This is a genomic window from Croceitalea marina, from assembly GCF_042684265.1.
GTDB classification, from domain to species: domain Bacteria; phylum Bacteroidota; class Bacteroidia; order Flavobacteriales; family Flavobacteriaceae; genus Croceitalea; species Croceitalea marina.
In genome coordinates, this window is the sequence record NZ_JBHULB010000007.1 from 19,033 (window position 1) to 35,935 (window position 16,903).

A 16,903-nucleotide genomic window follows, 5' to 3' on the forward strand; every position below is an offset into this window, starting at 1 on the left:
CTTTTAAGATCTTCTCCTCCTTCTTTTTCTTTTTCGCTTGTACCTATCCTGTTCTTCAAGTTCCAGCCTAAAGGCGCTCCAGGGATTGTCGTCTACTAATGGCTTTACCCATCCAATTGTTTTATCCTTTCCCACATGGTATTCTGGTTTTTCATGAGCATTTTTAGCCCTCTCAACATCTCCTTTTGGAGTTCCAATAGCTCTTTTCGGTCCATGTCCGATTTCTCCAACAGCTCGTGCATGTCTTTTACTTGGTCTGCTATTTTCGAGAATAATTGAACAGTCTCTTGCTTGGTCATAATCCAGATGTTTGATGATATTGTTCCATGAATATTGTCTTCCCAGGGTGCTGCCCTTGTAAACCACCCCTTGGTGGTCAAAGGATATCCCGGTCACCCTTCCCGTGGTCACACTGGCATTGAACATTGGGTATACTTTCTTGTTTTTGAGCTCCCTGATGAAGGAGGTTATATCGTTCGAACGGAGCATCGCGCCATCTATCCTTTGCTGAAGGACCAATTTTATGGGAGCTTTCCCCGTGCGTATCGCCTTTTCGATTTCCTGTTGGGTAATGCCCGATTTCTTTTTAAGTTCTGGGCTTTCCAAAGTGGAAAGGCCATATTTTGCCTCCAGTTTCCGCACCAGTTGTTCACTTCGTCTATAATCCTTGCTATCGGAGACTACCTCTCCCGAGTACTTTATCCTATTGGCGATGATATGGATATGCTCGTGCTGGGTGTCCGTATGGCGGTATATGATGTATTGGTTACTATCAAAGCCCATTCCTTTGAGGTAGTCAAAGGCCAGTGCCGTGAATTCCCTATCCCCCAGATTCTCACCGGGGGGAAGGTTGAGCGATACGTGGTAGACTGCCTTTCCAAGTCGCGGACGCAGCTGTCGGACGATGTTGAACTCCTTTGTCATATTGACCACGGTATCATGGGTAATACTGCTGTCCAGCACATAGCCCTGGTCATTTTCGACCTTCTTCTCGTTATAGGCTAAGAGCCCATAGAAATCCTTTCCCTTAATCTGCTTTGCTATCATCGATTAGGATTTTTGATTTGAGTTCGTCCAAAAGGCTCTTAAGTTCCTTCAATTGCTCACCGAGATGTATTGGGTTCCGCATACCCAGATGTGCCTGTTTGGTCAGTTGGTTGATGTTGTTCCCGATACGGGAAAGCTCCACGTACACCTTTCGGTCGATGGGCGAATACCGCATCCTTGTCAGCACTGCACCGGATATCTTTTTTCGGATAAATTCTGGAATGGTAAGGCCCAAGGTCTCGGCATTGTTGGCCAATTCCAGGTACCTGTCCACATTAAGCCTAAAGCTCACGATTATCGCCTTTAATGCCCTTACATCCTTTTTTGGTCGTGCCATATCTAGGGGTTTGGGGAGGATCCCCAACAAGCCTTGCGAACAGAGTGAGCAGTTTTTGTTTACAAAAACATGGCTTGCTTCGTGACCTCCGATTTACTTAGGACAAACCTAGGATAGTATTAGATGTATTTTTGGTAGTAGCGTACTCGGGTTGCTGTACGCTACACAAGGTTAGCATTGCAGAATATCCCTGTAGGTTTCCTCCAGCGATAGTACCGCTTCCTTTATTCTGAAGTATAGTTGGGAATAGGTGACCAAATGGGCGAGCGTCTGTCGGTATTTTGCCTTTCTGAGACCATCGTTCTCATAATAGCTACAAGGGTCTTTTGGATGAACCTCGTTGGGTTTAGCAAAGGAATTCATGGCACGATGGGAAAACTCAAATCGTTGCGAAGCTTTTCTATGGATGCTTTCAAGGGTAAGCCCTTTTGGATATTCCTTGACATCATAATAGCCTTCTTCAAGAATTACGATAAAAGCGCGCCTACGGGATAATTTCGGTTTTTTTCGGGACTGGTCCAATTCCTTTTGGGCATCCATCAAGAGTTGCTGGGCCAATTTTATCTGCTCGGAGGTATAGGTATTTCCCTCGATCAAGGTCTCTGTCCCTTGGTCTCTTTTTTTGAGGTATCGCAACAAGGCACCGACGTCGCTCATGGTTTGGGCCCTCCCTTGTCCCTTCCCTTTGAACGGCCATTTTCAATGGTGGTCTTTAAAACTGTGGCCAATCTCTCCTTCCGCAAAGTAAGCCCGACCAAATTGGATTGAACGATATCCCCGGCAAGCATATAATCCATCAAGGTGTAATTCTGTTCCAATACTTTGGTTTTGGACATCAGCAACAATAGGCTTTTTTCATGGTCGTCCAGCTCGGTGCCAAAAAGGTCTAGGCGGTTATCTAAACCTTCGAGATAATCCTCTATTTTGGAATTATCTTGTCCAACGGCAAGCTGCTCGGTTTTCCAATCCACACTTCCCAAAAACGATGTAGCCATGTGGTCCATGGCATAACGGCCATATTCCCATTTCCGATACGAAACCGATGGGTCGATAAGTTCCATTTCCACAAAGTCCATAAGCTGTTCATTGGACAGCATATCCCTTAGGTTATGGTCCATCTCAAGGAGTTTGCGAAATTCCAACCTTGCCCCCTCGTCCAAATTGTTCAGCAAATGGGCACAAAAGGTCATTGGTATATCGAACAGGCCAAGTTCATTGTCCTTTATGGATTCCATAAAAAACGGTCTTTGTTCCTGACCGACCTCATCGTAATGAAGGCCGTAGGTGAACAGCACTTTCACAAGTGAAATGAACTGTGCTTCCGACAGTCGTAGGTTGGTGTTGTCAGGGGAAGAACTATCCGCATTCCGAAAGACCTCCCTGAAGGATAGCCTGCCTACGGGGCGTGATAGGTCCAAAACGGTATGGATGGTTTCTGACATAGGGTAAATTTAGGCAAAAGAAGTATTCTTTTAACCAACCCTTGCCAAGAGGAAAGAGAGCAAGGCTAAAAAACCCATGGCACTACATAGCACCAATGAAAGACTCATTTGAAAATCTATAATTCGATATTTTCTTGGCATTGGTGCTTTTTTATGGTTCTTTATCCTCAAGCCAAAATCCACCCTTTTTGGAATGTCTTTACTGAACCCATGGAAATAGCATTAGATACACCCATCGTCAGCAAAGCTGTAGTAGGAACCATCGGGAGCCAGTATGATGTGGTCAAGAACCTGAATGTCGAACAGTTTAGAGGCGTTCTGTATCTTTTTGGTGATGCTCTTGTCGTTGGCACTTGGCTTTAGGGTACCACTCGGATGGTTATGGCAAATCAGGATGCCCACGGTAAGACTCTTGAGGATAACTGCAAAAAGGATGCGCAGATCGACCAAGGTTCCCGTTATCCCCCCTTTGGAGATCTCGTAGATGCCTTTGACCTTATTGCTATTGTTAAGCAATACCACTTTAAAGGATTCCTGCAATCCAATCGTGCCCTTGTCCCAATGCTCGAACAAGACCTCGGCGGCATCCGCTGATGAACCTATTTTCTTCCAGTGGGATGCGGGTATCTCATGCCGATAACTCACTTCTATTTCATTGATTGTCCCCATACTCCGCAATACCATTTATTTATCTGTTTTTCAATACCTTAACTTACTTCAAGATACGGCCGTATCCCTTTAAAAACCAGTACAACCCCTTCAAATCCCACCTTTCACTTCTTTCTCCCTAACCACAAAAAGGCACCCTTTAGGGTGCAACGGAAAGTATGGGAAAAGCCCATGCGATAGGGCGGTTTCACGCCCTATCGCATTATTGATAAACACAGACCGGGCATTTCTGAACCTTCAACGGTCTCAGGCAATCGGCCATGGCCATTTGCTCGCCAGATAGTAGCCCCAAATGGACAGTTCCATTGCAGCGAATAGCCAGAGCAGATCCTTGATAAAGGGAACGGCCAATAGCAGGAACAGGAACAATAATAGGGGAAGCCGTAAAAAGCGTTTCAATCGGAACAGCCCTTTCAGGGTCAGGGCGACAAAGAAGGCAAAGCCCAAAAAGGGCAGTTTTGAATAAAGGGTCTCCAAGGGTAGCATAGGTTCTTTTTTTAGGGTTTATTCTTCTTTTTGTATGATTGGTCAATTGGGCATAGTGTAGGGAAATGGTGAACTTTTGGATGTCCCTTTCAATCAGGCCTTTACAGCTTTTTAGTATGGATTCTCTGTTTTCGGTTACACCTTCAATTTACCCCAAATCATCGATAAAGTATAGTATTTCAAAGGGTTACACCACCTCTCACTTCATTTGCCCTATCCAAAAAATGCGCCCCTATGGGGCGCTGCGTTACCGATTGCAGCGATAGCTCACCAAGGTGCCCACTAGAGGGTCACCTTGGGGACTTTAAGCGGAAAGCGGGCCCGAACGCCCAAAATATGCCATGAAAGTACTTTTGAAATGGAATGGAACTGTCAGGTAAGGATCATATGACATCCTCTTCAGTTCGTTTGGCTCAAACGTCTGTATACCTCATATTTGATGTTAAAGGAAGGCGCGGGATCCAATCGATTTCCGTCCTTGATGGTCTCATAGTGCAGGTGTGGTCCGGTCGAAAGGCCTGAGTTTCCGACTGTGCCGATATATTCATGAGGGGGAACTTTTTCCCCGATGGTGACGGCCACTTGGTCCATATGGCCGTATAGTGTCACAAACCCATGGGCATGGGTAACAATTACGTGGAGGCCGTGACCCTTTGGATCGTTGCCAACATGGGTAACGGTCCCTGCCGCTGTGCAATAAATGGGGGTTCCCGCGGTTGCGGCCAAATCCACTCCGAAATGGTGTTGCGTAAATCTATGGACGGGGTGGAACCGCTGCCCGTAGGGACTCGATACTACGAAGCTTTCCTTGTAAAGGGGGACACAGGAAGGCACACTGTCCAGAATGGACGGTCGCATGGCAAAAAAGCGCAGCAATTTCTCCGTTTGGGCGAAGTCGGTAATCTCCGATAGTTTTAGGGCCATGCCCTTGTAGAGCATATCACCTTGGAGCGTTTGCCTATTTTCCAGGGAAAGGGTCGGTGACCTTTCTATGATCACTTGCGAGTAAATGGAATCGTCCGCCCAAAAGAAACCTAGTCCCCAGCTAAGGAAAAACAGTCCAATAAAGGCCCAATAATATCCATTATTTGGAGTAAAATGGGATGTATCCTTGGAGTCTATCTGTTGCTGCACCCGGTCAAATCCATAGTTGGCCCTCCAGTTTTCGGTAAGGGACCTGAACTTCGATCTGAGGTTTCGGTGCCACATGCTCAGAAGGATTTTTGCTTTGGGTTGGTCATTTCCAAAATTTAATTATATTTGTAGTGTTATTTGCAAATATAATCGATTTTTACACATATAAAAATATACATATGAACAACAAATGGCGAAAATGGGACGACCGCCTGGACCTAAATGCCCTTTTCAGGTATTTTGGTTTTGAGCCCTTTCGCAGGGAAAGCGGCTTCCATAGCTATAAGATGGGAAAGGACCATACCTTGGTCATCCAGACCGAAAAGGGGCAACGCTTTTATAAGGCCCGCAGTCCGGAGCGAAAACTGAAAGTCTTTGACCTTGTGTTGGAACAGCTATCCAAAACAGAAGGCACTACAAAACAGGGGCTCTGGTCCAAGATCGATGCTTTTTATGGGAAGTTGGAGCGGGAGGGTCTTTTCCGCTTGGAAGGGAGCCAAAACGGTGCCTTCGAAATAAAGGGGAAAGATTACAACCATTTTGAAGGGATGATAGCGGCCCATTCCCTACGCTCCCATGAAGTCTCCAATGACCACGAAGGCCAGTTCGCGGGAAAAGTGTTCACCGATACCAAGGGGAGGCTGGTGTTTCCGTTCCACAATCTTGCCAATGCCCTGACCGGTTATGTCATTGCCGATGGCAACGGACATTCGCTATTGGGGGAAAGTGACCTATCGGCATCGGTTTGGTTCAGTAACGTGCCAAAGTCAATCGAACACTTGGTAGTGCTTAGAAGTCCCATGGAAGCCCTGGCCTTCCATGGCCGTTTCCAACTGCGAAATGTGGTATACTTGGCGTTTTTGGACATCAACTACGATACCGCAAAGATTTTGGCGCGTATCCACAAGACCACCAAATTGAACAAAATGGCCCTTAGTCTTACGGGGAGGTCCAAAGTAGAGGGATATATCCAAGATCTTATGCTGATGTCATTTTTGAACGATTCCAAATTTTTGGTGCGGATGGGCAAGGATCATTTGGGCATCCGTTTCGCCCCGGAATCCGACAAGGCCCTCACCAATCTATTCAATGAGATAAAGAAATTCAACAATTCACTGGCCCAGGATTATCTGGGCTTCAATAAGATGCCGGACCAATCCCTATTGAACCAGCACAGCATCGTACTCACACGGGAAAAGGACATGATCCTATGCCGTCTGCCCTTTGATGTAAACGCCCTCCGCTACTTTTTGTGGAGCTATTACAGAAACTATATGGGCAAGACCATAGAGATTATAAAACCCGTGGATGCGAACTGGGCCAAGGAATTGGAACGGAGCGGTGTCTATGGCGGCGAGAGGGCAATGGAAACCTTTCGCATGGCCGTATAAAAAAAAGGGGCGCTCCCGCCCCTTTTATCCTTAATTCCGGATATGAAAATGGAAAGACATATCCAGAGGGTAAAGTTAAAAATTATTATTAATCCTTAATTCAATTTTAAAATGGAAAGACAAATCCAAGAAAAGGTTTTCGTCAAAGTGAACCAAAAGTGGCAAAAGGGTACGGTCATCTCCGAAAAGGACGGTACCGTATCGATCAAGACCAACGAGGGACAGGTTTTTGACCTTCCCAGGAACAGTAGATGGTTGGAACCCCTGAAATCACCGGCGCAACGGTATGCATACGGTGATGTGAAGGAGCAATTGGAGGGACAGTACATCAGTTTTGAAAAACTGCCCGAAAACATCCAGGACAACCTTGTGCAAGGCAGGGAGTACATGCACGAATCCACCTACATTTCCGAAGGGCAGTTGAAGGACAGTTCGAAAATGATCCAAATGGTGTATGACCGCAGCCAAGGCTCCCGTCTTGATGTGCAGTACAAAAGGAACGAGCCGGTGACCTTAAAAAAGGCCGTAGCCTACAACCATACCTTCACTGCCAAGGAATTTGAGCGAATGGTCGAGAAAAAAGAATTCATCGTGTTCCAGGGAAGTACCAACGATGGGGAAATCTTCCAGAAACTGGCCTATTATGAACCAAGACTCCAGGATATACGGACCAAACCAGCCCTTACGCCCAACACCTATATCTATGGAGAGAAATTGACCTCGGAACAGGCCAATGCCCTTAACAGCGGAAAGGAAGTGGAAATCGAGATAAAGAGCAAGGCCAACGGCAGCAAACCCTATCTGGTCAGCTGGTCGCCCAGAAAGGAGACCTTTATCACCAAGAATATCGATATGGCCAAGGCCATGAAAATGGAAGTGGTCACCGATGAAAAAAAAAAGACGCCCAGTAGAGGGGTAAAACTTTGATTGGGAACTACCCATAAGGGCCGTCCGGTGCGGACGGCCTTTTTATCACCAGAATCGTATTTCAATGAAAAGTTATTCGGAAGATCCGGGCCACTACAAGGCCCTGATATCCAAGATCAATACGGAAATCAATTTTCCAGGGCATTTGGGGGCCATGGGATATCGCTTGATAAAGCGCAGCGCTGGTTCTTCGGAGTTTGAAAAGGACGGGGACCGCATTGTACTGCAGACCAAACGAAGCCCGGTCACCTATTTCAATCGCTCGGATTCGTTGGACAAGGGCCTATTCTTCACCTTCCTCAAGCGCAGATCGGCCAATTTCTATGAGGCGGTACGACAGGGATTGGAAAGCATAGAGCGGTCTTATGAAATCGTAGAGCCTACTGCCGAAAAAAAACAGCTTGCACCATCACCATCCCTTGAGGAAAAGTACCGTATCGGTCCCTTGAGCCGATGGGACTATCTGATAAAGGAACGTGGCCTAGACAGGGTGACCTTTGAGTCCGAATCCTTTAAGGGGCGTATTTTCAATGCGTTCCATGTCAATGACAACAAGGGGCGTATTGCCAATATCGCCGTACCGAAATACGGTGTTGATGGTATTGTCAAGAACTATACGCTGTACAATCGGCCCTATACGGACCGACGGGACGGTAGGACCAAAAAATTCCGACTGTTCCTCAACGAACGCTACCAATACCTTTTTGTCAGCAATCCGGATATCAAGGCTCGGAGGATTGTGTGCTTTGAAGGTGCCTTTGACGCCTTGGCCTACCACGAGCTGCACAAGAGGCCCAACTGTTTTTACATCTCGCTCTCAGGACATATCGATGACCTAAAGTTGGAACAACTTTTTCAATGGAAAGCATTGGTCGACCCTAATGACCACCTGCCCCTACTCCTCGGATTTGATTGTGATATGGAGGGCATGCGATATGACCTGAGGCTTTTGTCCGCTTGGATGAACCGGAAATCCAAAGCTGTTTTCATGGAGGTGGTCTGGAAACGCCCCGTTGCGGAAATCCGGCTGAACTACCGCTCCGGGGGACACGGGCAGATGGAAAGGGACAGTGAACGTCTCAATACCCGGATAGCTGAGAGGTTCCAGGGGCATCCAAAGGGTACGAAAAAGGCCCTTTGCTTCAAGGACAAGGTGATTTGGGAAATGGACCTTCAGCAGATTCTGGATATGGGCGACAACACCTTGATATCCCGTGCCTATTGGAAAACGGCGATGCATGCCTTAAGCAGGCTTTACACGGGCAACAAGATCCATATGGCAAAACCAAAGATGGGAAAGGATTGGAATGATGAACTCATCATGGTAAAAAAAAAGTCCGTTCGTTGGCCCCGGAAAAAATCAAAAAGGTGGAGCAAGGGATGGGAAGCGAACAAATAACACGAAAAAATGCACGATAGAAACCGGGGCTACATGGGGATGTACCTCTCGGCCTTTTATTTTACCCTGGTACTCTTTATGGAAAATTATGCCCTATACGTGTACTATTTCGGCAATCGATGGCTAGCTGATCGTGCCTACGTCTTTGTGCTCCGCAGCGGATTGCCGATATCGGGAATGGAATCACGTTGGATTCTTTGTGGGCTGCTTTTTGGTGGTATCATGATGTACCGACCGAAAAAGAAAAAAGGACTGCACAAAAAGAGGATTGTTATGGGCCTTGTGCTAAGTACGGCATTTTTGCTCATGCCCGTTTGGTTCCCTGCCAAGAGCCCGGGGTGGATGTTGCTTTCGATGGCCGGTTATGGGCTCTCCTATTTTGGGCTGATGACCTATGGGATGCTACTTTTTGCGCTTTTCAACTTTAGCAACCCGGCCGAGGAAGACCCCTTCAACGATAGCAATGAGACGTTTTTACAAATGGAGGAACGCCTGGATACCGAATATTCGGCCAACATTCCCTATACCTATGTCCATAAGGGCAAAAAGCGAAAGGGTTGGCTCAATTTTGTAAACCTTTTCAGGGCCCTTTTGGTCATCGGCACCCCTGGCAGCGGAAAGTCGTTTTCGGTCATCGAGGAGATCATGGGGCAGTTCATTTTCAAAAAATATGCCATGGTCATCTATGATTTCAAGTTCAATGCGTTGACCAAAAAAGCATACGGATACCTCCAAGAGGCCAAGGCGAAGTTGGGAAAGCCGGAGGCACGGGAACTGCCAAAAATGTACTTCATCTGTTTTGACGATATCCGAAGAACCCACCGCAACAATCCCATCGACCCCTATGGGCTGATCAACCAGTCGGATGCCATAGATACGGCGGTTACCTTGATGAAAAACCTGAATCCGGAATGGATTAAGAAACAGGACTATTTTTCACGCAGTGCCATCAGTTTTACCAGCGGTTGCATATGGTATTTAAAGAAAAAAGCGGAAGAAACCGGACTGTACCTATGCACTCCTGGACATTTGGCCCTTTTGACGACCGTAAAGATCGATGTGCTGATGGAAATCATGATGCAGGATGTGGAAGTACGTCAGATACTGGTGCCCTTTAGGGATGCCCTTGAAAAAAAGGCCATGGACCAATTGGCGGGGCAGACCAGTACGGTACAGATAAGCTTGTCAAGTATTGCCACCAAGGAAATCTTCTATGTGATGTCGGGCAACGATTTCAATTTGGAGGTCAATGACCCCCAACATCCCAAAATCATCTCATTGCAGAACAATCCGGGGCGCAAAGAGGTTTATTCCGCCCCTCTGAGCCTTTACATGAACACCATTCTCAAGCGGATAAACCGACCGGGGAAAAGGCATATGGCGCTCATTATCGATGAGCTTCCTACAATTTTTATCATGTTGCTGCGTACGATCATCGACACGGGAAGGGAAAACAAGATTGCCACGGTGCTCGGGATACAGAGCGTGGGGCAGCTCATTTTGGATTATGGCAGGGAACTGGCCGATGTCATCTACGACAATTGCGCGAATATCATTTGCGGGGCAGCGAAAGGGGAAACTGCCAAAAGGCTGAGCGAACTTTTCGGGAAAATCCACCAGGAGAAGGTATCCACTAATACCAATAGTAGCGATACCAGCACCAATCTGAGCACCCAGATGATGGAATTGCTCCCAAAAAGCAAGATTGCGGCCATGTCCACGGGATATTTTGCAGGCTTGACGGCGGACACCTTCGAGGACCAGATCACCGAGAAAAAATGCTATGGGCTGTTACGTCCCGATATTTCCGCCAAGGAGCGCGCCATAGCCCATGAACTTCCGATAGTGAAGGACTTTAAGCCCGACGATTTCAAAGACCAGCGGGAAGAGTATATGCGATTGGTCCATGAACTTGATCTTCTGGAAGGGGTTCTACCTCTTTTCCAAAAGGAGGTGGGGTATCTGGAGTTTTACGGGCCGCTATTGGATAAGGTAGCCAAAGTGCGGTTTCAAAAGGGTACCCAACGTACGTTGTTCAAGGACCTGGTGAAGCGCTTAAAGCTCTTTGATTACAGACAAGGGTTCGGGGAGGTTATGGACCGGGAAAACAAAAAAGGGGCTTTGCGGAGGCTCTATGTCGAGATCATAGCGGAATTTTTGGTCCGCTGTGAAATGGACCGAGTGGCGCAGGAGGTGTTCGACCGTATCGTGGACGAGGTGGATGCACTGGTGAAGATGGAATACAAGGGCGTTACGGGCACGCAACTCGAAACGGCCATATTTGATGAAAAGAAAATAAATGGTGAAATTGCAAGATCAATGAATCGGTCAAAGACCGAGGTTGGTGCTTTTTACGATCATTGGGGAAAGGGACTCGATACGAAGACCGCTGCAATGATCGATGAATTAAAGGATGATTTTGAGAACGAAAATGGGGAAGGTTTTTGTAGCTTTCCCGTAGAAAACATGGAGTAATGGACATCGAATCGATTATCAATTTGGATTCCAATGATTTGGGATATATAGGCGAACGGCTTAAGGAGATTCGCAAGGAACTCATGGAAATGGATGATATCCAGGACAAGCGGTTCAGTGAGTTTTCCCTGACCAAATTGAGCGAACGTCTGAACATGGCACGATCCACTCTGGCCAATGTGGAGCGAGGTTCCTCCATGGTCAATTCCATCAAGATCATTCTTTACTTCTACAGCCTTGGGTACAATCCTATTTGGATACTCTTGCCTGACAACGAGTTCGTCACCAAGCGAAACCTTGGGGAGAACATGGTATACAAGGAGGACATCCAGGAAAAGTACCGCGACCTCGAACAAAAGGTGACCGATGCCCTTGGGGAATTCAAGAAATCCCTTTGAGCAATTCTTTCCGTTTTTGCATTTTCCCACATACTTGAACTCCTTATGGGCACGATAGGTCCCTAAGGCAATACGGGCGTAAAAGCCCAGTAGGGAAATCCGGGAAAATCGATGGCCATTTGGGCATTGGACTATGCCTTTTTTTAGAGGCTACCGGGGCATATATAGCACTATGGATAGTATTGAATATTGCTATAATCATTGCTATCAATAGGTATAGCTATACTCATATATAGCGATAATCAATTCATCATTTGACCATGGCATGATTGCACCCTATGGCCATAGTGTTATTTCTTCAAATGGTAGAATATCCATGGCATCATATGGTCATATGGTACCCTGGTCAATTAATTTTATTTTTATGGAAACAAAAATTATTTCTTGTGCCGGTGAAAAAGGCGGTTGTGGAAAGACCACAATGAACATTATCCTGGCGACCAATCTCTCAAAATCCTACGGAAAAAAAGTGGTCCTTATCGATATGGACGACCCACAGTACTCCGTGTTCAAAAAAAGGGAACGTGACCTGCAAAGGGTTTCCCCAGGGAAGAGGGAGGATTTGGAGTTGTATCCTGTGCTGCGTTCCAATGTGGGGACTTTGGACCAATGGATACGAAAGTATTACGGAAAGGTGGACTACATCATCATCGACTTTCCCGGAAACCTCAACGAGGAAATGGTACAGGGGCTATTGTACATCGAGCACTTGTTCATCCCGTTTTTCCTCGATGAACTGGAAATTGACAGTACGGCCATGTTCTATAAGACCTTGGAGGCGAATTTCCTCCATAACGAAGATCGGGTGTTACGGTCGCTCAATCTATTTTTCAACCGATATGAACTGGTGAAGACCAACAAGTTCAATGCCGTTAGGAATACCTTTGAACGGGCCGGCATGCCTATCATGGAGGAGGTGGTCATGGACCGTACCGTGTATCGGGAGCGCTACAGAAACACACTTTACCCCATACCGGAGGGAAAGGAGAACAGTGAAATGGGGATACGAAAATTTATAGAGCAGGTAATCAAAATTTCAAAAGACTAAACTATGGGAAAGAAAATAGACGTCCAAAAACTACTGGATTCTGCAGTACTGGACAATGTGGATACCGGTCAGGAAACCAGGGAATTAAAAGCGCAACGCAATACAAAGCTGTCCGGCAGCGTTGAGAATGATGGTAAGAAAGGTAGCCCGGCCCTGACAAAAGGAAAGGGGTACACTGCCAACACCTTTAGTGGAAAAGCAAACGCTACCAGCCTATCGAAACTAAGCGCTGGTGAACGGAAAAAAATAGAAGCATTTATGGCCCTTATGGAAAGCGATAACTATCCGGACAGGAAAGAGCAATTTATTTTTAGGCTCAGTAAGGCCTGTTTTTTGGATTACGAAAAACTGACCAGTGCCTTTAACTACAAAATGGGAGAAAAGGCATCCAGGAACGACATCATGCGCAAGGTGCTCGAACACTTTCATACCCAGTACATACCACAACTGTTAAAAACCTTGGAGCGGATTTGAACTTAGCATGGGATCATATGGTATATATTGTTATCGGCACCCTGTGCCTGATATGGTATGTGGTGGTTTTTCGGATACTTCGTAAGGACCGCAAAAAAAATCTTTCGGGAAATAAGTCATTTGTGCAAAATATGAATATATTTGCTAAAAATGAATCGTATCAAAATGTAGACATGGACCAATTACTCAACCAAGTCAATGAAAATGAAACCAGCTCAGAGCTGTTGGATATTTTCAATGCGTCCGATACCGATGAACACAAACAATCCTTAATTCCGAAAGAAAATGAAAAACTCAAGGTCATCAAAAAAACCGATGATCCCCCGGAAGGGGATCCCAAGGACACGGGCTAAATATCTTCTGCCCTTGACAGTCCTATTGTTTTGCCACACCCTAGGTCTGGCCCAGATAGAGGAACTGGTCAACCAGGTCGATGCAGCCGAGCAAGGGGCTGAGCGCATCAGCAACAGTATTTTCAGAATTGTCAAATATTGCGCCGGGACGCTGACCGTTATCTCGGGACTCGCTTTTTTGATCATCCGCGAACAGAACCAGGATATGGCCAGAAAAGTGGGCAACTTGGTCCTAGGGCTATTGATCTTTTGGGTACTTTCAGCGATGGCGGATAATTTGGCCCAATGACCATGGAAAACCATACGGTCAAAATACCAAAGGCCCTACAGAAGGATGTCTTCTTTTTCGGGCTCAGAGCCAAATATGTGGACCAGGCCTTCAAAGGTTCCTTTCTTTCCTTGGCCATGGGCCTGGTCATCAGTGGCATCCTCCCTACCCTTCTGAGCATGCTCCTGTCATTTGCCGTGGCCGTACTCTACACGGGCCTGATGTTGTACTACTCCAAGGCTTATGGGAGCAATGGCTTTATCAAATCCCGGGCGGACCGATCTAGACCGGATAGTATCAAGGGACATGTGAACAAAAAAAAGTTGTTGGTATGGCGAAGAAAATGACCCTTATGGACGCCTTCCCCATTTATGGCTATGAGTACCCGATATTGGTCTCAAAGGAGTGTGGTTGTATGGGGATACCCTTGCAATTGAAGCTTCCCGAAGTATATACCCTTGATGAAGGGGACTATCTGGCATTGAACCGTTTGGTATCCGGTATCATCGAGATCATGGGGGAAAATTGCCTTATCCATAAACAGGACCTGTTTTTTGGCGAGTACTATACCATGGACCGGGAACGTTTGGGGCGCGATTTCTTTGAGGCCGAGGACGAATGGTATTTTCGGGATAGGCCCTATTTGGAGCACCGTTGTTTTCTGACCATCCATAAGGTGCCAAAAAATTACATCAACAGGACCCCACAAGGGGCCAATCAGTATTTGCGCAAGGACAGAAAGTACTTTTTCAATAATCATGTTCCCCAAGAATATCTGGATACCGAGATCGCGTCCGACTTTGAGTCCAAGGTCCGGGCGGTGAACGACCTTATCAACGAGTCGGAGCTGATGCAATCCCGAATTTTGGATTTTGAGTCCCTGTTCGGCGAAGGCGGGTATTATGACGCTTACTTGGAGGCCAGTTTTAGTCAAGGGATGGGAAGGGACCTTGATTTTAGTGACCAAAAACTGTATATCGGGGACAAACGCGCCCAGTTTTTCACTTTAGAAAACTTGGACCAGTTTTTTAAGGAGGACATGGCCCAGCATGAATATTTTGGAAAGTACTGCGTCGGGGAGAACCTTTTCCCAGTGGGCAACCTTTTCTCCTTGGGGTTCAAGATTCCGCAGGAGCATATCATCAACCAATACATCTACATCCCCGAAAAGGAGAAGGCCATGTCTCGGTTACGGGCCAAGGCAAGACGCTTGGACAAGTATGCCCGCAATACTAAGGGTGATAAGAACAGCACTTATAGGGACCAGATATACGAGTTCCAGCACCAAATATTGAACGACCACAAAGAACTGGTCTACTACCATTTGAACGTCATGGGCATGACTACTTCGGACAAGGGTTTCGGGGCCATGTGCAATAGGATCAGGTCCAGTTTCAAAAAATTGGGAATAAACGTCAAGGAAAACACAGTGGACCGAAAAAACCTGTTTTTAGGGGGATTAATGGGCAATGGCATCGGAACCAGCATGGAAATGTACAGCCCCCTATCCTCTGAAATGGCGGCCAGTCTATGGTATTTTGAGGGAGGGTACAAAAACCCTTTACATGGTGCACATGGACTCCGTATGGTGGACAGGACTTCTGGAAAACCGCTGTTGGTAAGCATCTACAAAGAACCTGAACGCATGGATTGGATATTTAACCGAGGGATGTTGGTCGCTTCCGGTTCGGGAGGGGGAAAGACCTTTTTTGCAAACAGCTATTTATTTTCAGAATACAGGGGAGGTGCCGATATCGTCATCTTGGAAAATGGAAATTCCTATGATAAGTTACTGGCCGTTCTTGACGGTGTGGTCGTTGAAAATGACGATGAGCGCCCGTTCACCTTCAACCCCTTCGCCCTGGATAGCTACGATACCGTGGTTAAAAATGGAAAGAGGGCACTTTCGGAGCATAAGTTGACGCAATTGATTGCCTTGGTACACCTATTGACCACCCATCATGGGGAAGCAGCAGAAAGCAAGGTCAGTGATGGGGTTTCGCAGACGCTCATAGAATTGATGGTCCAGGGATATTATGATGAAAATTTGGGCCAAGAAGCCCCAGATTTTTCCTTTAACGGGTTTTACGACCATGTAAGGGAACGCCTGCCCAAAGTCATAAAGGAAAAAGGCATCCGAAGAACGGTGTTTGACCTAAATGTATTTTTGTTGCTCTTGGGGAAATATGCACATGGAGGGGCCCGCGCTTATTTATTGAACAGCGATGACAATCGGATATCACGCCTAAGCCAAGAGCGTCTCATCTATCTCAAATTGGGCAATCTGATTGACAACGAACAATTGTTCCCCATTATCGCTTTTTTGATGATAGATGTTTTCAACAAAAAGCTAAAGGACCCTCAAAAATTGGCGGTGAACAAGATACTGAACGTAGACGAGGCATGGAACCTGTTCGACAACCCCATTATGGCCAATTACCTGAATGCCCAATCCAGAATGGCGAGGAAGTTCGGAGGACAGCCCATCTTTATATCACAGAAGGTGGACGATTTTGTGAAATCCAAATACATCGGAAACACCATTGTGGTAAACAGCCACATCAAGGTGCTTTTGGATCTGAGCGAGTTCAGCAATTCCTTTGACGGTATTCGCAGCATGTTGGGCCTTAACAAAAAACAACAGCAAGCCATCTTGTCCCTGAACCGAGACCTACCGAAGGGAAGAAAGTTGAGGGAGATGGCCATTTGTTGGAAGGACAGGGTCAAGGTCTTTGGCCTAGAGACCTCACTGCCCACCAAATGTATTTTTGAGACCAATCCCTATGAAAAGGCCAAGATAGCCGAATTGCATGAACAACATGGAAAGGATTGGCAACACACCGCAAAAGCCTATGAACGGATAAATAACCATAACCATGAAAAACTATAGGATACTATTCTTCTGCACTTGCATTTTTCCGGTCTTGGCTTTTTGCCAGATACCGGTAACGGATGCCGCTGCAAATTCCCAATTGGTCATTCTGAACAAGAACATTTTGGCCATGAACTCGCAGCTATCGACCTTGAACTCCAACATGGCGACTTTGCTCAAACT

Annotated in this window: 19 protein-coding genes; 11 read left to right on the forward strand and 8 right to left on the reverse strand. The window is 46.4% G+C overall.

Annotation, left to right across the window (positions count from 1 at the left end; translation table 11 throughout):
• Nucleotides 1-3 precede the first annotated feature (3 nt).
• From ACFSQJ_RS04110 to ACFSQJ_RS04140, 7 genes are all read right to left on the reverse strand, one after another.
• Nucleotides 4-1,047, reverse strand: a complete 1,044-nt coding sequence (locus ACFSQJ_RS04110) for a relaxase/mobilization nuclease domain-containing protein (RefSeq protein ID WP_377765808.1) — start codon at nt 1,045-1,047, stop codon at nt 4-6.
• Nucleotides 1,028-1,384, reverse strand: coding sequence for a MobC family plasmid mobilization relaxosome protein (locus tag ACFSQJ_RS04115; RefSeq protein ID WP_377765809.1), 357 nt, complete (start codon nt 1,382-1,384; stop codon nt 1,028-1,030). The genes ACFSQJ_RS04110 and ACFSQJ_RS04115 overlap by 20 nt, the downstream gene beginning before the upstream one ends.
• A 171-nt stretch (nt 1,385-1,555) precedes the next feature.
• The gene (locus tag ACFSQJ_RS04120; RefSeq protein WP_377765810.1) at nt 1,556-2,041 is read right to left on the reverse strand and encodes a hypothetical protein; all 486 of its coding nucleotides are present in this window, start codon (nt 2,039-2,041) and stop codon (nt 1,556-1,558) included.
• A complete protein-coding gene (locus ACFSQJ_RS04125) occupies nt 2,038-2,826 on the reverse strand; it encodes a hypothetical protein (protein WP_377765811.1) in 789 nt (262 codons plus the stop codon). The genes ACFSQJ_RS04120 and ACFSQJ_RS04125 overlap by 4 nt, the downstream gene beginning before the upstream one ends.
• Nucleotides 2,827-3,048: 222 nt before the next feature.
• Nucleotides 3,049-3,495 (reverse strand): JAB domain-containing protein, encoded by a 447-nt coding sequence (locus ACFSQJ_RS04130; RefSeq protein WP_377765812.1) that lies wholly within the window; start codon nt 3,493-3,495, stop codon nt 3,049-3,051.
• 202 nt (nt 3,496-3,697) lie between these two features.
• Nucleotides 3,698-4,027 (reverse strand): hypothetical protein, encoded by a 330-nt coding sequence (locus ACFSQJ_RS04135; RefSeq protein ID WP_377765813.1) that lies wholly within the window; start codon nt 4,025-4,027, stop codon nt 3,698-3,700.
• A gap of 353 nt (nt 4,028-4,380) precedes the next feature.
• Nucleotides 4,381-5,190 carry a M23 family metallopeptidase gene (locus ACFSQJ_RS04140; protein ID WP_377765814.1) on the reverse strand — a complete coding sequence of 270 codons (810 nt, stop codon included), beginning with the start codon at nt 5,188-5,190 and terminating at the stop codon, nt 4,381-4,383.
• Between the two features lie 104 nt (nt 5,191-5,294).
• On the opposite strand from ACFSQJ_RS04140, the gene ACFSQJ_RS04145 reads away from it, so the two are divergent.
• The 11 genes from ACFSQJ_RS04145 (at nt 5,295) to ACFSQJ_RS04195 (ending at nt 16,738) form a co-directional block, all read left to right on the forward strand.
• A complete protein-coding gene (locus tag ACFSQJ_RS04145) occupies nt 5,295-6,506 on the forward strand; it encodes a hypothetical protein (RefSeq protein ID WP_377765815.1) in 1,212 nt (403 codons plus the stop codon).
• Nucleotides 6,507-6,617: 111 nt separating this feature from the next.
• Nucleotides 6,618-7,433: a hypothetical protein gene (locus ACFSQJ_RS04150; RefSeq protein WP_377765816.1), complete on the forward strand. Its 816-nt coding sequence runs from the start codon at nt 6,618-6,620 to the stop codon at nt 7,431-7,433.
• Nucleotides 7,434-7,497: 64 nt separating this feature from the next.
• Nucleotides 7,498-8,832: a hypothetical protein gene (locus ACFSQJ_RS04155; RefSeq protein WP_377765817.1), complete on the forward strand. Its 1,335-nt coding sequence runs from the start codon at nt 7,498-7,500 to the stop codon at nt 8,830-8,832.
• A gap of 9 nt (nt 8,833-8,841) precedes the next feature.
• The gene (locus ACFSQJ_RS04160) at nt 8,842-11,307 is read left to right on the forward strand and encodes a type IV secretory system conjugative DNA transfer family protein (RefSeq protein WP_377765818.1); all 2,466 of its coding nucleotides are present in this window, start codon (nt 8,842-8,844) and stop codon (nt 11,305-11,307) included.
• Nucleotides 11,307-11,705 carry a helix-turn-helix domain-containing protein gene (locus tag ACFSQJ_RS04165; RefSeq protein ID WP_377765819.1) on the forward strand — a complete coding sequence of 133 codons (399 nt, stop codon included), beginning with the start codon at nt 11,307-11,309 and terminating at the stop codon, nt 11,703-11,705. Before ACFSQJ_RS04160 ends, ACFSQJ_RS04165 begins: the two co-directional genes overlap by 1 nt.
• Before the next feature lie 265 nt (nt 11,706-11,970).
• The gene (locus ACFSQJ_RS04170) at nt 11,971-12,753 is read left to right on the forward strand and encodes a ParA family protein (protein ID WP_377765820.1); all 783 of its coding nucleotides are present in this window, start codon (nt 11,971-11,973) and stop codon (nt 12,751-12,753) included.
• Nucleotides 12,754-12,756: 3 nt separating this feature from the next.
• Nucleotides 12,757-13,227: a hypothetical protein gene (locus ACFSQJ_RS04175; RefSeq protein ID WP_377765821.1), complete on the forward strand. Its 471-nt coding sequence runs from the start codon at nt 12,757-12,759 to the stop codon at nt 13,225-13,227.
• A 131-nt stretch (nt 13,228-13,358) separates the two neighbouring features.
• Nucleotides 13,359-13,580, forward strand: a complete 222-nt coding sequence (locus tag ACFSQJ_RS04180; protein ID WP_377765822.1) for a hypothetical protein — start codon at nt 13,359-13,361, stop codon at nt 13,578-13,580.
• A gap of 13 nt (nt 13,581-13,593) precedes the next feature.
• Nucleotides 13,594-13,869 carry a hypothetical protein gene (locus ACFSQJ_RS04185; protein WP_377765823.1) on the forward strand — a complete coding sequence of 92 codons (276 nt, stop codon included), beginning with the start codon at nt 13,594-13,596 and terminating at the stop codon, nt 13,867-13,869.
• Nucleotides 13,870-13,871: 2 nt separating this feature from the next.
• Nucleotides 13,872-14,195 (forward strand): DUF4133 domain-containing protein, encoded by a 324-nt coding sequence (locus ACFSQJ_RS04190; RefSeq protein WP_377766240.1) that lies wholly within the window; start codon nt 13,872-13,874, stop codon nt 14,193-14,195.
• Nucleotides 14,180-16,738, forward strand: coding sequence for a TraG family conjugative transposon ATPase (locus tag ACFSQJ_RS04195; RefSeq protein ID WP_377765824.1), 2,559 nt, complete (start codon nt 14,180-14,182; stop codon nt 16,736-16,738). The genes ACFSQJ_RS04190 and ACFSQJ_RS04195 overlap by 16 nt, the downstream gene beginning before the upstream one ends.
• Here ACFSQJ_RS04195 and ACFSQJ_RS04200 read toward each other — a convergent pair.
• Nucleotides 16,733-16,900: a hypothetical protein gene (locus ACFSQJ_RS04200; RefSeq protein WP_377765825.1), complete on the reverse strand. Its 168-nt coding sequence runs from the start codon at nt 16,898-16,900 to the stop codon at nt 16,733-16,735. The two genes, ACFSQJ_RS04195 and ACFSQJ_RS04200, sit on opposite strands and share 6 nt — an antisense overlap.
• Between the last annotated feature and the right edge of the window lie 3 nt (nt 16,901-16,903).